13 protein-coding genes and 1 tRNA gene are annotated in these 14,595 nt (G+C 41.4%); 13 read left to right on the forward strand and 1 reads right to left on the reverse strand.

Annotated features, from left to right (window positions below; genetic code table 11):
• The 11 genes from purM to RYP29_RS06875 form a co-directional block, all read left to right on the forward strand.
• Nucleotides 1-684: phosphoribosylformylglycinamidine cyclo-ligase (purM, locus tag RYP29_RS06825; protein WP_311532724.1), on the forward strand; the 684-nt coding region annotated here is incomplete at its 5' end.
• A complete protein-coding gene (gene purN, locus RYP29_RS06830) occupies nucleotides 677-1,297 on the forward strand; it encodes a phosphoribosylglycinamide formyltransferase (protein WP_311532725.1) in 621 nt (206 codons plus the stop codon). The genes purM and purN, both read left to right, overlap by 8 nt.
• Before the next feature lie 8 nt (nucleotides 1,298-1,305).
• On the forward strand, nucleotides 1,306-2,835 hold the full coding sequence (gene purH / locus RYP29_RS06835; protein WP_311532726.1) for a bifunctional phosphoribosylaminoimidazolecarboxamide formyltransferase/IMP cyclohydrolase: 1,530 nt from the start codon (nucleotides 1,306-1,308) through the stop codon (nucleotides 2,833-2,835).
• 8 nt (nucleotides 2,836-2,843) lie between these two features.
• Nucleotides 2,844-4,106: a phosphoribosylamine--glycine ligase gene (gene purD / locus RYP29_RS06840; RefSeq protein WP_311532727.1), complete on the forward strand. Its 1,263-nt coding sequence runs from the start codon at nucleotides 2,844-2,846 to the stop codon at nucleotides 4,104-4,106.
• A gap of 171 nt (nucleotides 4,107-4,277) precedes the next feature.
• Nucleotides 4,278-5,420 (forward strand): isochorismate synthase, encoded by a 1,143-nt coding sequence (locus RYP29_RS06845; RefSeq protein WP_311532728.1) that lies wholly within the window; start codon nucleotides 4,278-4,280, stop codon nucleotides 5,418-5,420.
• A gap of 68 nt (nucleotides 5,421-5,488) precedes the next feature.
• Nucleotides 5,489-7,228, forward strand: coding sequence for a 2-succinyl-5-enolpyruvyl-6-hydroxy-3-cyclohexene-1-carboxylic-acid synthase (menD, locus tag RYP29_RS06850; protein ID WP_311532729.1), 1,740 nt, complete (start codon nucleotides 5,489-5,491; stop codon nucleotides 7,226-7,228).
• Complete coding sequence (gene menH, locus RYP29_RS06855) at nucleotides 7,225-8,085, forward strand: 2-succinyl-6-hydroxy-2,4-cyclohexadiene-1-carboxylate synthase (protein ID WP_311532730.1); 861 nt, start codon at nucleotides 7,225-7,227, stop codon at nucleotides 8,083-8,085. Before menD ends, menH begins: the two co-directional genes overlap by 4 nt.
• A 5-nt stretch (nucleotides 8,086-8,090) precedes the next feature.
• Entirely contained in the window at nucleotides 8,091-8,933 is an 843-nt protein-coding gene (gene menB, locus RYP29_RS06860; RefSeq protein ID WP_005377688.1) for a 1,4-dihydroxy-2-naphthoyl-CoA synthase, read from the forward strand.
• A 127-nt stretch (nucleotides 8,934-9,060) separates the two neighbouring features.
• Nucleotides 9,061-10,488 carry an o-succinylbenzoate--CoA ligase gene (gene menE, locus RYP29_RS06865; protein WP_311532731.1) on the forward strand — a complete coding sequence of 476 codons (1,428 nt, stop codon included), beginning with the start codon at nucleotides 9,061-9,063 and terminating at the stop codon, nucleotides 10,486-10,488.
• On the forward strand, nucleotides 10,481-11,623 hold the full coding sequence (gene menC, locus RYP29_RS06870) for an o-succinylbenzoate synthase (RefSeq protein ID WP_311532732.1): 1,143 nt from the start codon (nucleotides 10,481-10,483) through the stop codon (nucleotides 11,621-11,623). Before menE ends, menC begins: the two co-directional genes overlap by 8 nt.
• Nucleotides 11,620-11,997, forward strand: a complete 378-nt coding sequence (locus RYP29_RS06875) for a PaaI family thioesterase (protein ID WP_311532733.1) — start codon at nucleotides 11,620-11,622, stop codon at nucleotides 11,995-11,997. Before menC ends, RYP29_RS06875 begins: the two co-directional genes overlap by 4 nt.
• Before the next feature lie 161 nt (nucleotides 11,998-12,158).
• On the opposite strand, the gene RYP29_RS06880 is transcribed toward RYP29_RS06875, so the two are convergent.
• Nucleotides 12,159-12,776 carry a DUF2939 domain-containing protein gene (locus RYP29_RS06880; RefSeq protein WP_038124585.1) on the reverse strand — a complete coding sequence of 206 codons (618 nt, stop codon included), beginning with the start codon at nucleotides 12,774-12,776 and terminating at the stop codon, nucleotides 12,159-12,161.
• Nucleotides 12,777-12,923: 147 nt separating this feature from the next.
• Here RYP29_RS06880 and RYP29_RS06885 point away from each other — a divergent pair, with 147 nt between their 5' ends.
• Together RYP29_RS06885 and RYP29_RS06890 are read left to right on the forward strand one after the other, a co-directional pair.
• On the forward strand, nucleotides 12,924-14,147 hold the full coding sequence (locus RYP29_RS06885; protein ID WP_311532734.1) for an inverse autotransporter beta domain-containing protein: 1,224 nt from the start codon (nucleotides 12,924-12,926) through the stop codon (nucleotides 14,145-14,147).
• A gap of 300 nt (nucleotides 14,148-14,447) precedes the next feature.
• A tRNA-Asp gene (locus RYP29_RS06890) sits at nucleotides 14,448-14,523 on the forward strand.
• The last annotated feature ends 72 nt before the right edge of the window (nucleotides 14,524-14,595 follow it).

A 14,595-nucleotide genomic window follows, 5' to 3' on the forward strand; every position in this document is an offset into this window, starting at 1 on the left:
GGCGTCGCTAATGCTTGTGAAGAATCAGGTTGTGCTCTCCTTGGTGGGGAAACAGCTGAAATGGCTGGTTTCTATGGTGAAGGTGACTATGATGTGGCAGGTTTTGCCGTAGGTATTGTAGATCGTCCTAAACTGATTACAGGTGAACATATTAAATCTGGTGATGTCATTCTTGGTTTGCCATCCTCCGGTGTTCATTCCAATGGATTCTCCTTGGTTCGTAAAATCGTTTTCGACCATAAGGGTTTCTCTATAGATCAAGACATTCCAGAATTTGGTAAAACCCTTGGCGAAGAACTATTAACACCAACACGCTTGTATCCTAAAGCTGTATTACCGTTGATTAAAGAAAACTATATCAAAGGTATGGTTCATATCACAGGTGGTGGTTTCTATGAAAACATTCCACGCGTACTACCAAATGGCGTAACTGCTGAGGTAGATTGTGATACATGGCCACCCCTTCCTGTGTTTACAAAATTGCAAGAATGGGGCAATGTGGATTGGCATGAAATGTACCGTACCTTTAACATGGGTATCGGTATGATTCTCATCGTCGATGCCGATGACGTAGATGCGGTGAAAGCTAATCTTGAAAGTCGCAATGAAGCTGTATATGAAATTGGTCGTATCGTTGCAGGCGAAGGTCCTGTTGTCGTAAAAGGGGCGGTATTTAATGACTAATTCCGTATCTAAAAAGCGTCTTGCTCTATTTGCCAGTGGTAGAGGCTCAAATGGCGAAGCCTTGTATAAGGCGATGCAAGAGGGGCTTATCAATGGAGAGTTTGTCGTTATTATTACAGACCATGCAGATGCAGGTATTGTAGAACGCTCTAAAGGATGGGGTATTCCACTCATTGCTATTGAACGTAGTCAATTTGATTCAAAGCAAGCCTTTGAACAAGCTCAATTGGATGCTCTTGAGCCGTATTGTGTTGATGGTATTGTGTTGGCAGGATACATGCGTATTGTAGGGACCGGCCTTATTGCTCGCTATGAGCATAAGATTTTAAATATTCATCCTGCTCTATTGCCATCCTTTCCAGGGCTTCATGGTCATCAACAGGCTATCGATGCGGGCGTAAAAGTAACAGGTTGTACCGTTCATTTTGTAGATGCCGGTATGGATACAGGTCCTATCATCATGCAAAATACAGTTCCTGTATATCCAGATGATACAGAGGATACTTTGTCCGAACGATTATTGCCCGTAGAACATGCGACCTATCGTGAAGCACTTCGCTTGTTCTGTGAAGATGCATTACGTATAGAAGGACGCATTGTACATTATATTTAGGAGGAACGATGATTCAAAACGCATTACTTAGTGTTTCTGATAAAACAGGTATTGTCGACTTTGCCAAAGGTCTTGTAGAGTTAGGGGTGACCATCTATTCTACAGGTGGCACGTTGAAAGCTATTACTGATGCAGGCGTTCCTGCAAAGGCTGTAGAATCTCTTACTGGTTTTCCTGAAATGATGGACGGTCGTGTAAAGACGTTACATCCAAAGGTACATGGTGGCATCTTAGCGATTCGTGATAATGCAAAGCATCAAGCCGCTATGGAAGAACACGGTATTTTGCCAATCGATTTAGTGGTAGTAAATTTATATCCTTTCCGCGAAACGATTGCAAAACCAAATGTTGCATTAGAAGATGCTATTGAAAATATAGATATTGGGGGCCCGACTATGGTGCGCTCAGCAGCTAAAAATAATGCGTATGTAGGCATAGTAGTTAACCCTGATCACTATGATGAAATTTTAGAAATGCTTAGAACAAATGGTGCATTGACGCAAGACTATCGTTTTGCACTTGCTAAAGAAGCCTTTGCTCATACTGCAGCATATGATACGGCTATTGCCAATTATATGAGTGGTGTAATTGGAGAAGGCCCTACACCTCCTGAATATTTAAGTGCTTATGAAAAGGTTATGGACCTTCGGTATGGCGAAAATCCTCATCAAAAGGCAGCTTTTTATAAAGAAATTGGCAAGGCTCACGGCATGGGAGCATTAAAACAACTACACGGTAAGGAATTATCCTATAACAATATCGTCGATATGGAAGCTGCGTGGAATATGGTGTGGGAATTTACGGATCCTGCGGCATGTATTATTAAACATACTAATCCATGCGGTGCCGCAACGGCATCCACATTGCATGATGCGTATGTCAATGCCTATGAAGCCGATTCTGTATCTGCTTTTGGTGGCATCGTTGCGTTAAATCGCGAAGTTGATGTGGCCACTGCCGAAGAAATGAGCAAGATTTTCTTAGAAGTTATCATGGCGCCAGCTTTCACAAAGGAAGCTCTAGATATTTTGGAAGAGAAGAAAAATATTCGTCTCATCGAGTTATCTAAGCCTGAATCTGGCCAAGTAACTGTGAAAAAGGTGTCTGGCGGTATGCTCGTACAAACAGAAGATGACATCGTAGAAGACCGTGCTAATTATAAGGTTGTTACAAAGGCGCAACCTACGGAAGAACAATGGAGAGCTCTTGAATTTGCATGGAAGCTTGTAAAGCATGTAAAGTCCAATGCTATCTTAATTTCTAACGAGAAACGAACACTCGGTGTTGGTGCCGGTCAAATGAATCGTGTTGGATCGGCTAAAATTGCCCTTGAACAAGCTGGAGAGGCTGCAAAAGGGGCTGTTCTTGCATCTGATGCGTTCTTCCCATTTGGCGATACCGTAGAAACAGCGGCTAAACATGGTATAGCTGCTATTATCCAACCAGGTGGTTCTATCCGTGATGAAGAATCTATTAAGGCTGCTGATGAAGCAGGTATTGCGATGGTATTTACAGGCATTCGTCATTTTAAACATTAGAGGTAACTATGAAGGTTTGCGTAATCGGTAATGGCGGCCGCGAACACGCTATAGCGTGGCGTTTATCCATCAGTCCGAGTGTAGAAAAGGTGTACGCCGTTCCTGGCAGTGCGGCTATGAAAAATTGTGCTGAACTAGTAGGCATTGATTGGTCTCATACGGATCATCTTATCCGTTTTTTGAAAGATAATAAGGTGGACCTTGTTGTTGTAGGTCCTGAAGCGCCTCTTGTGGCAGGTCTTGCAGATGCATTGCATGAAGCAGGAATCCCTGTGTTTGGGCCTTCCAAGGCGGCTGCTCAATTGGAAGGTTCTAAGGTCTTTGCTAAAGATCTTATGAAAAAATATAATATCCCTACAGCTGCTTACGGTGTATTCTCCAATGCAGATGAAGCAAAACAATTCATCGCCAAAACCGGAGCACCTATTGTGGTAAAAGCAGATGGATTAGCAGCTGGTAAAGGTGTTGTTGTAGCTATGACTATTGACGAAGCTAATGCAGCCGTTGATGACATGCTAAGTGGTAACCGCTTTGGCGAGGCTGGTAGTACCGTCGTTATCGAAGAATTTATGGAAGGTGAAGAAGCGAGCCTTCTTGCCTTTGTAGATGGTAAAACAGTAGTTCCTATGATTGCGTCTCAAGACCATAAGCGCATCTTTGATGGTGATAAAGGTCCTAATACAGGAGGTATGGGTACCTATGCACCAGCACCTGTGCTAACTGATGCATTGCGCGATGAAGCCATGAAGACCATTTTAGAGCCTATGGTAGCAGCCCTGGCAAAGGAAGGTATGCCATATGTGGGCTGTCTTTATGCAGGCCTTATGATTACCAATGAAGGTCCGAAGGTGGTAGAATTTAATGCACGCTTTGGTGATCCAGAAACACAAGTTGTACTGCCATTATTAGAAGGTGATTTAGGTCAAATCATGATGGCCTGTGCTACAGGTACATTACAACCTAATATGGTGAAATGGAAAGACTCTTCTGCTGCCTGTGTTATCCTCGCTTCAAAAGGCTATCCAGAAACCTCGTCTAAAGGCGATGTCATCTTAGGTGAACTTGTACAATATGATACATCCATCATTTTCCATTCTGGTACGAAGTTAGAAGGTGACCATTATGTCACGAATGGTGGTCGTGTTCTTGGCGTTGTGGGACTGGGTAAGGATTTGCGAACTGCTTTAGACCGTGCCTATGAGCGCGTTGACCATATTACATTTAAGGGCATGCAATATCGTAAGGATATTGGTGCAAAAGCTTTCAAATAATACATAATTCCCTATACTATATGTGTATGCATACGGTGTAGGGGATTTTTATTGCCTATAATTTAGTATGTACCCGTGATATAATAATATCGATATACATAGAAACACCAATGTAGATGACATTTGGTGATGTAATAGAGTCTGTTTTCTTTGTAATAGCGATATACCATTATGATTTATAATAAAGAACCGTTACAACTGAATAGTCCTGTAGCCTTTTGGCTTAATTTCCCCAATGAGGAACGTGTTTTTTGGGTGGACCGGCAAAGTAATCGTATTGTTGTAGGCGCTAAACGTCTAGCCACAGTGAAAGATGATGAGGACCGCCATAATTATGCGTATGTATTTTATGGGGATACTTTTTTTGATACATCAAAGGATCCTAAGTGGTCGGGAATGGGGCATGAAATGATTGCGTTCACCCATTACTACATCGTAGAAAATGGAGAATCCTTTTATTTGCATGCTGGTGAAAGTGTTAGCATCGAAGATATAGAAGTGCCTCATATTCGTCATGATTTCCGTGAAACTAGTGATGATAAAGGCGATTGGGACCGCTTGATGAATGCCATTTCAGATGGCATCGGCCGTGGAGAGATGACAAAGGTGGTCGCATCCCGTGAGGTGCAATTCACAAGTGATACACCGTTTAATGTGGCGAGTATCTTGGCCAATTTGGTTGAAAATAATCCGAACTGTTTCATCTTTGGCTATGAGAAGGATGGGCGCACCTTTGTGGGGGCCTCTCCTGAAATTTTGGTGCGTCATCGTGGTAGCGAAATCCTTAGTTATGCACTGGCTGGAACCGCGCCAAAGGATGGCCCTAATGCGTGGACTAAGGAACAGTTGCTAAGTGATAAGAAAAATCTCTTTGAACATAATATCGTCCGTGACTGTATCGTGAACACGATGAAGCAAATCACTCCAGACGTTATGGTGGGAGAAACTGGCATTATGGAGCTAGCTCATCTCTATCATTTACGTACCATTATTACTGCAAAAGATAGCACAAAATCTCTCGTAGAATGGGCAAAGTTACTACATCCAACACCGGCTCTTGGTGGTGAACCACGAGAGAAGGCGATGGCTCTCTTAGAAACATACGAAGCTCATGAGCGCGGTATGTACGCTGCACCATTTGGCTTTATGAAGGATATGGGGGATGGCATTGTTGTCGTTGCCATTCGTTCTGCCTTGATTATGGATAATATTCTCTATGCCTATGCAGGATGTGGTGTGGTTGCCGATTCTGATGCGGATGAAGAATATATAGAGACTAATAATAAAATGCGTACTATTCTAGATGCATTGTAAATGGTAAAAATCTAGTGCGAAAAAATATGATGAGGAATATATCCTCATCTATATTACGGAGAAATTACATGAATGAATATATCGCCGCCTTGGTGGATGAATTCGCCCAATTAGGCATCACATATGCCGTATTTAGCCCTGGTTCGCGCTCTACAACGATGGCCATGCTATTTAGGGAACACGGTGCTTTTGAAACCTATATGAATATTGACGAAAGGTCCGCAGGATTTATGGCCTTAGGCATCGCAAAGGCCCATAGAAAGCCTGTAATTCTCGTGTGCACGTCGGGCTCAGCGGTAGCACATTATATGCCGGCTGTACTAGAAGCACAATATAGCGGTGTACCCTTGATTATTTTATCCGCAGATAGGCCTCATACATTGCAACATGTAGGGGCTCCACAAACGGTAGATCAACAAAAAATATTTGGTACAGCTGTTAATTATTACGAGGAATTGGCAGTACCACAACAGGAGCATTACTATACATATCCACGCCTAGTAGCTCGTAAGGCTTATATGAAGTCTATGGATGTGAAAAGGGGACCCGTGCATATTAATGTACCGCTCTTTGAGCCATTGGTACCGGAGTTAGATAGGAAACATTTTGAATGTGGCAGGCGACTATTTTCTGTTGTTCCGGCTGCTATTCAGCCAGGTGATGCATGCACTATCTATGACCTCCTTGCGAATAAAAAAGTGCTTATCTTAGCGGGGCCAAGTACGAATCTTGAGGATGCCGATGCCATTCTTGGTCTATCTAATATATTCCATGCGCCAATATTAGGTGATCCATTGTCCAATATGCGTCGTGTTTATGATAAACGAGTCATTACATCTTATGATGCATTGCTTTCACAAGAGGTGTATCGAGATACATTGCGACCAGATTGCATTTTACAAATTGGTCAGATGGTCGTATCTAAACGTGTTCAGCAGTGGGTGGCATCCATGCAACATATCCCAATCATATCTGTTAGCCCTACAATGGACTATACAAATCCTGCAGGAAACACGACACTCTTTGTACAATCGACACCACAAGGTTTGGTTGATGCACTGAAAATACAGATTCCTGAGCTTCATGCCATAGAAAATGAGGACTATGCAGAAGGTGCTTATGAGGAACTCAATACAGCTGATAATGGCTATTTGGCTACGTGGATTGATACAGACGGTATAGGCCGTAAACAACTCGATATAGTAGCTAGGGAACAAGAGCTATTTGAAGGATATACGATTCATCTCCTACAAGAATTGTTGCCGAAGAATAGCCAACTTGTGGTTGCCAATAGTATGAGTATTCGAGATATGGATTATTTCTGGTCTGGTAATCGTCACAGTGCTATTATCTATGGTAACCGTGGCGTTAACGGTATTGATGGTACCGTTTCTACTGCCCTTGGCATCGCTACAAATGGCATGCCTACCGTATTGCTTACGGGGGACTTGACCTTCTTTCACGATTTGAATGGCCTCGCCGTGGCGAAAACGCATCCCTTAAATGTAACCATCATTGTTCACAATAATGATGGAGGTGGCATTTTTGAATATTTGCCGCAAAAGGGAACGCCGCATTTTGATTACTTATTTAGTACCGCACAAGGCCTAGATTATAGTGGCCTTGCGACCCTATATGGTATTGACTTTGTACGTGTGTTGAGCAATGATGAATTGAAAAATGCGTTACAAAACTATGTAGAAACAGCAGGTGTTCACGTCATTGAAATCCCCACATCTAAAGAACGAAGTCGGGAATTACATGCGCTATATACGACGATTCCTACAAACAAGGAGGACCGACTATGAGCCAATATGCTTGCAGTATTATAGATAACTCCCTATACAATCCAACGCTTCGCATGTATATCGACCTTGGTGAGTATCGCTATGGCTTGACGATTGCCGGTAAGGGGAAACCTCTTGTGTGTTTACATGGTTTTTCTGAGTCTGGTTATACCTGGGATGGCATCGTTGTGCCAGGCTATCAACTTATCCGTATCGATACGATTGGACATGGAGATTCGGATATTCCAGAGGATGAGACTGCTTTTTCTATTCCTACTATGCTCAACGATTTGCATACGGTGATTTCTGCCGTGGCTGGTGAAAGCTATTCTCTCATGGGATACTCCATGGGGGCACGATTAGCTTTACTATATGCTCTTGAGTATAGTTCTGAAATTGAAAACCTCATCTTAGAAAGTGGTTCTGTTGGCATTGAATCAGAGGTAGAGCGACAAGCGCGTAAAGCTGCTGAAGAACAATTAGCACTAGCTATAGAAGATAATGATGGAGAGTGGTTTGCTACTAAATGGGCTAATATTTCTATTTTTGAAAGTCAACATCAGCTTTCACCAGTTGTACAAGATAAGTTGTTTCAACGTCGGTCCCATAATAGTCCTTATGCATTAGCAGCTACATTGCGTGGCTCGGGGCAAGGTGTAATGCCCTATGTGGGTCATCGCTTACAAGAATTATCCATGCCATCTTTATATATTAGTGGCGCACTAGATACAAAATATACTACAATAGGAGCAGAACTGTTTAGTAATGTACCAAACTGTGAACATGTCATCGTCAATGGGGCGGGACATAATGTACATTTAGAAAAGCCGGGCCCATTTATGACGGCCTTAGCAGATTTTTTATATAAGGAAAGGTAACATCCATGAGCAAATTTGATTGGAAAGTATTGGATCGTAATTATGAAGATGTAATTTACGAAACTTATAATGGTATTGCAAAAATCACGATTAATCGCCCAGAAGTGCGCAATGCATTTCGCCCTAAAACCGTAATTGAGCTTATTGATGCATTCACAATTGCTCGCGACGATGCAGAAATCGGCGTTATTATCTTGACTGGTGCTAACCACGGCCAAGGTGAAGATAAAGAGGCATTCTGCTCTGGTGGTGACCAACGTGTGCGCGGCAATGGTGGTTATGTAGGCGATGACAATATTCCTCGTCTTAACGTACTTGACTTACAACATTTAATCCGCATCATTCCAAAACCTGTTATCGCTATGGTAAATGGTTTTGCCATCGGTGGTGGACATGTATTGCACATCGTATGCGACCTTACCATCGCTTCTGAAAATGCAAAATTTGGTCAAACAGGTCCTCGTGTAGGTTCCTTTGATGCTGGTTATGGTGCTGGCTACTTAGCACGCATGATTGGTCACAAACGCGCTCGTGAAGTATGGTTCCTTTGCCGTCAATACACGGCTGCGCAAGCTTATGAAATGGGCATGGTTAACTGCGTGGTACCATTCGACAAATTGGAAGAAGAAACAGTTCAATGGTGTAATGAAATTTTGGCATTGTCCCCAATGGCATTGCGTATGTTAAAAGCATCCTTCAACGCAGATACTGATGGCCTTGCAGGTTTACAACAATTTGCAGGTGATGCAACATTGATGTACTATACAACAGATGAAGCTAAAGAAGGCCGTGATGCGTTCAAAGAAAAACGCAAACCAGACTTCAAACAATTCCCTAAATTCCCTTAATCGGAATATGGTTATCAGTCCTTATGTATGGACCTGAACCCTTTACATGATAAGCAGTGCGCCTCTATATGAGGCGCCTTTCTTATACGTATATGTTTTATAGTATTATGGCTAGCTAAGAGGTGAGATGATGGAATGGTTACGATATGGAAAACAGTGCTATCCGAATCGTATATGTATGAATAATTACACCTATCAGGATATATATAGTGCTGTTGTGAACGTGGCGACGCGATTACAAACACTGGCAGATACACGTATCGCTATAGTGTCGGATAACTCCGTAACAATGGCCGTTTATCTCTTGGCAGCCATGCTAGTCCGCAAAGAAGTACTCTTATTAAATGTTCATCTTACCGCGGGCGAAATAGAAAAACAGTTATGTGAGCTGTATATTACAACTGTGTTACACAGTGCTAAGCGATGTGGCCAAGTACCTAAATCGGTAACGTCTATGGAGTTCGAATCTATGGAGTCTATGTTGCATAATGGGAAAAAGGATAACTTTGATTGGATTGTTAATGATAATGACATAGCTGCTATCATGAATACCAGTGCTACAACGGGGCAGTTTAAATCAGTGCCACTTCGTTGGGGTCAAATTAAAGCGCATGTACAAGCATCACAAGAGGTGCTAGGTAGGTCTGAGCAGGACAATTGGCTCATGGTATTGCCGTTGTTTCATGTAAGCGGATTATCCATCTTGATGAGATCTTTGTATAATGGCACGGCTATGACCATTATGGAATCCTATGATGAAGAACAAGTACTGCAATATATTCATGATGGGCGCATTAATATGGTGTCTCTGGTGCCTACCATTTTAAAGAATTTAGAACCGCGCATTACTCACCATCAATTGCGTGTCATCTTATTGGGCGGTGAATTTATACCGCGCCCCCTAGTTGATGCATGTGTGGCGAAACAACTTCCAATTTATAAAACCTATGGTATGACGGAAACATTTAGTCAAAGCGTGACCATGCCTGTATTATCAAATCTAAATAAACTCGATTCGGTAGGTAAACCCTTGCCGAGGATGACCGTACATATCGTAAATCCTGATGTCGATGGGGTCGGGGAAATCCATTTAAATGGGCCCATGGTTATGAGTGGTTATATTAATCGCGAGCCGATTCATGGCGATTTTAATACCGATGATATGGGTTATGTCGATGAAGATGGGTTTTTATACATCTTAAATCGCCGTACAGATTTGATTATTTCTGGAGGCGAGAATATCTATCCGAAGGAAATTGAAGATACTGTGTATGCTATACAAGGTGTGAAGGAATGTGCGGTTATTCCTGTAGCCGATACGAAATGGGGGCAGGTGCCCGCACTATTTGTTGCTTTTGATGATATAGATGCATTAGGTGCCGATTTAAAAATGATCGTACGAGACTATATTTCTAGTAAGCTGGCCAAATACAAGGTGCCTAAATACATTACAATTATGGATGCATTACCACGTAATGGGACAGGTAAGATTATGCGTAAGTCATTGGCCTCCAATCTCGATATGACTGCGTCAAATGGAGGTTCTCATGAATGAGGTATTGAACTTTAAATCCATAACGACGTATCGTGTGGCTTTGCCGTTAAAGTTTAAATTTAAAACGGCTAAGGGTACTGTTCGTGTTCGTGAAAGTATCATCGTTCGTATCGAGGATCAACAAGGCTATGTTGGATACGGGGAATGTGTGGCTTTCACAGACCCTTTTTATACGGCAGAAACTGTTGATTCCGCATGGAAACAATTGGTGGATACCTATATTCTAGAGTTGCGCTTGATGCGGCCAAAACCATTAATGGCCTATATTCGGCAGTTACAATTTTGGTTAAAGCGCGATAATATGCCCATGACGATAGCAGGACTTGAAAATGCTTTAATTAATCTAGATTGCAACCGAAAAGGCGTGAATTCTGTGTCGTATATCATGGGGCAGTCTTTAGAATCAACTATTTCCAATGGCATCGTCATTGGTGACGTGTCCATGGATGAACTATTAGGTATCGTGAAACAGCATGTAGCCAATGGTTGTAAACGAATTAAACTCAAGGTATCGCCTCGTGATGGTTATGAACGGACACGACTTGTGCGTGATGCTTATCCAGAATTAGCCTTAGCTGTTGATGCTAATCAAAGTTATATCTATGACCAGCTAGATATGGTAGCTGCCTATAATGATTTGAATTTACTATGCATAGAGGAACCCTTTAGCATGACGAATTTGACTACCTATAAAGCGTGGAAGGAATCGTTGCCTAATTGGCCTATTACGACCTCTATTTGTTTAGATGAGTCGATTTTATCCTATGATGACTTATCTTATGCAATCGAGTATAGATTAATCGATGTACTCAATGTGAAAGTAGGTCGTCTTGGGGGCTTAATACAGACACGAGCCGCTATTTTACGATGCCGTGAAGCAGGTATTCCCTACTGGATTGGTAGCATGGTTGAATCAGGAATTTCAAAGATTTTACATGTTCAACTTGCTGCCTTAGGTGATACCTATATGGCAGGGGATTTATCTGATTCTAGTCGCTATTTTGAACATGACCTTATCAATCCAGAAATTTTATTTACCGATGGGACCATGCAGGTGCCTAATGGTGCTGGTCTTGGCGTTGATGTATTGGATAATCGTATTGAAGAATATACAGTGGAGAAACGAACACTATGACAATGATAGACGCATTACAAATTGATTGTGTAGAGCTAACCGGACCTACCAGTGGGCAAGGGGTGATGCATTTAACTAGTTATCATGCGCAACCACAAGGCTATCTCAATGGCGGAGCTACCTTGGCCTTTGGTGAGATTTTATCGGGGTTGCTCAGTAATCAACTGATTCGAGATGATCAATTTGCTGTAGGACAATCGGTAACCGCAAATCACATGCGCCCTATGAAAGCAGAAGGCGATTTGATTGCTAAAGGACAGCTACTCTTACAAGGGAAAACATCTCATGTTTGGCGCTTTGATATGTATGATGAAAGCCATCGCTTGATATCTCAGGTTACCGTAACCTGTGCGATAGTACCTAAAAATCGATAAGAAAAAAAAGACCTCTTTTTGTAAGCTGATACGGAAAAGAGGTAGATGATAGCAAAATTCAACTTTGGCCCTGCGAAGCCCGAAGGGCGTAGACAGACCTGGCCGGTGAAGAGTTTTGCTATCATCTACCTCTACAAACGTATTTGCTACGAAAGAGGTCTTTATTTTCTTGTGATTTTATAGAGTGCTTCGATATCTGGGATATCATAGATAGCCCAAGTTCCGTCACCGATGTGCTTCATAAGTACTCGGATGGGAGCTGTTTGGTTTGTTTTTGTATTGTGAATCGTTACGGTTACTGTGGCGGTATCGCCATCATCTTCAGAGGTAATGTTCTTGATTTCCAAATGGCGTTGTTTAAATAATTCACCTCGTTGGATGCGGTCTACCATAGAAAACGTATTGGATGTATCTTCGCTTTCAACATCTGAATCACTACTATTTTGCGATTTGAAACTATCTGGATCCTCTACATATTTACGAATTACATCATCAAGAAGGGCTGGTCCAAATGTTTTTGTTGCTGCCACAGCAGCCTTGCCTAATGGTGAGGATGTATCCACATAGGTGTTGCCCTCGCGGGTAACGATATTTTTAACCAATGATGTTGTATCGATGTGCTCCAAGACCGTATCCGCATCTTTGTTTTCAACGGCTTCACGGATAGTTTGGAACGTATAGACTGGTGTATGAGGAATATACCATAAGAAATACCACATAGCGCTCAGTGCAGCTATGATGGCAATAATGATTGCGATTGTTAATGTTTTTGATTTCATACTATTGCTCCGACGTATATAATACATATATTTTAACACATAAATTTCTCCTTCTCTATAGTTGTCAGCGCTTTAGATTATAGGTATAATAAAAAGTGCTCATTTTATATTCATTATTAAAATGAATGTGTAAGAGAGGAGTTAGAAATGAAAGACAAATTAATACTGAAAGCTCTGGTTTGCAGTGCTTTTATGTGCAGTCTAAGTGTGGGAACGATGGCTGCAGATGTGAGCATGGATGTAAAAGCTGGAGATACTGAACAAAGTAGCTGGATGGATCGTACGGATATCGGTATTGGCTTACAAGGTACTCAGAAAGATTCTTATCATGATTATGCAATGCCTAATAAACAAATGACTGATAATAATCTAAGCTATGATACACGATTCCATTATCATAATCATAATTCTAAGCAGAAAATGAACGCAAAGTATTTTATAGAAACATTGCAACCTATAAAAAAATATGGCAAAAATGTCAAATCTATGGTGTTTGTACAAGGGCGCTTAGATGGTAATGGTGGCGAAAAAGTTTCCACTACTACATATTGGAATGGGTCGGACTCAGATCTTGGAAGAATTGACGGTCAAGGAATGTATATTGATAAAGGTGAAGTAGTAGAACATGATACTCTTGGTGTTGTCGGTACTGCTGGTATTGGCTATCGTCGTCTTAGTACACATGAGCATGCCTACGTCGGTGCCAATGTATTCTATGACTATGCTTTTAAGGATAAATTTTCTCGAGTTAGTGCAGGATTAGAATATGTAGCTGGTCTAAATACGATTAGTGTCAATGTATACCATGGACTATCAGAAAAAAAGGTGGGGCCTTATGACATTAACACACCTTTGCGTCAAGTACCACGGGCAATAGATTTTCATGATAGCTTTAGTACAGCACCTGATGGTATTCATAGAACACCTCGATATTCTTATGAACATGTATTGGATGGCTTTGATATACGGTATACACGAGATTATAAGAATGCCCGTTGGCTATCTAGTTATGTGGAAGGATATCATTGGAAAACAAAAGCACCAGGAGAACATCCAGCAGAGATGTTCTATATTGACCAACATAAGTGGCAATCCATACATGGGCTAAAGGTAGGCGCTAAAATGAATGTGACGCCTCATATCTCTGTAGACTTAGGAATTGGTAAAAGCAATATTAGTTCTGTAGAACCTTATGTATCTGTTATGTATACTTTAGGTAAGTCTAGATATGCGTACTTTGGTGGTAAACATAGTGAAAATGTGATGACTTCGGCACGTTCTAAGATGTTTGATAAGGTTAAACGCAGTGATATGAAGGTTGAGTATTATTGGGAACAAGACTTGCGTGACGGTCCTTGGGATCATTTATAATTAGTATCATATCTGTAGAAATACTATATAATAATTAATTTAATATAGTTATATTTGAATTGGCACCTAAAGTTCCTTTGTAGAATTTTAGGTGCCAATTTTATTTCTGTAATTTGTGGATATAATTTGGAGTATATTGAAGTATACTGAATATAAATGGCTATTATATACGATTTTTGATGTATAATTCTTATTTCTATATATTTTGGAGAAATTCATCAAAAAAATTAGAAAAAAGTACTTGCATTATATTAGTGGCTCATGTTAATATATACGAGTAGTCAACGAGAGTTGATACGCGGCCCCGTGGTGTAGCGGTTAACATGTCGCCCTGTCACGGCGAAGATCGTCAGTTCAAATCTGATCGGGGTCGCCATTTTTTTTTACAAAAAACATGCCTCGGTAGCTCAGTCGGTAGAGCAACGGACTGAAAATCCGTGTGTCGACA

The organism is uncultured Veillonella sp. (assembly GCF_963534045.1).
Taxonomy (GTDB): domain Bacteria; phylum Bacillota; class Negativicutes; order Veillonellales; family Veillonellaceae; genus Veillonella.

Bases quoted from the DNA above. Each gene is read 5' to 3' on its own strand.
- purH (WP_311532726.1), top strand. From the start codon at position 1,306: ATGATTCAAAACGCATTACTTAGTGTTTCTGATAAAACAGGTATTGTC.
- purN (WP_311532725.1), top strand. From the start codon at position 677: ATGACTAATTCCGTATCTAAAAAGCGTCTTGCTCTATTTGCCAGTGGT.
- menE (WP_311532731.1), top strand. From the start codon at position 9,061: ATGATGGAATGGTTACGATATGGAAAACAGTGCTATCCGAATCGTATA.
- menH (WP_311532730.1), top strand. From the start codon at position 7,225: ATGAGCCAATATGCTTGCAGTATTATAGATAACTCCCTATACAATCCA.
- RYP29_RS06880 (WP_038124585.1), bottom strand. From the start codon at position 12,776: ATGAAATCAAAAACATTAACAATCGCAATCATTATTGCCATCATAGCT.
- purD (WP_311532727.1), top strand. From the start codon at position 2,844: ATGAAGGTTTGCGTAATCGGTAATGGCGGCCGCGAACACGCTATAGCG.
- menB (WP_005377688.1), top strand. From the start codon at position 8,091: ATGAGCAAATTTGATTGGAAAGTATTGGATCGTAATTATGAAGATGTA.
- RYP29_RS06845 (WP_311532728.1), top strand. From the start codon at position 4,278: ATGATTTATAATAAAGAACCGTTACAACTGAATAGTCCTGTAGCCTTT.
- RYP29_RS06885 (WP_311532734.1), top strand. From the start codon at position 12,924: ATGAAAGACAAATTAATACTGAAAGCTCTGGTTTGCAGTGCTTTTATG.
- menC (WP_311532732.1), top strand. From the start codon at position 10,481: ATGAATGAGGTATTGAACTTTAAATCCATAACGACGTATCGTGTGGCT.
- menD (WP_311532729.1), top strand. From the start codon at position 5,489: ATGAATGAATATATCGCCGCCTTGGTGGATGAATTCGCCCAATTAGGC.
- RYP29_RS06875 (WP_311532733.1), top strand. From the start codon at position 11,620: ATGACAATGATAGACGCATTACAAATTGATTGTGTAGAGCTAACCGGA.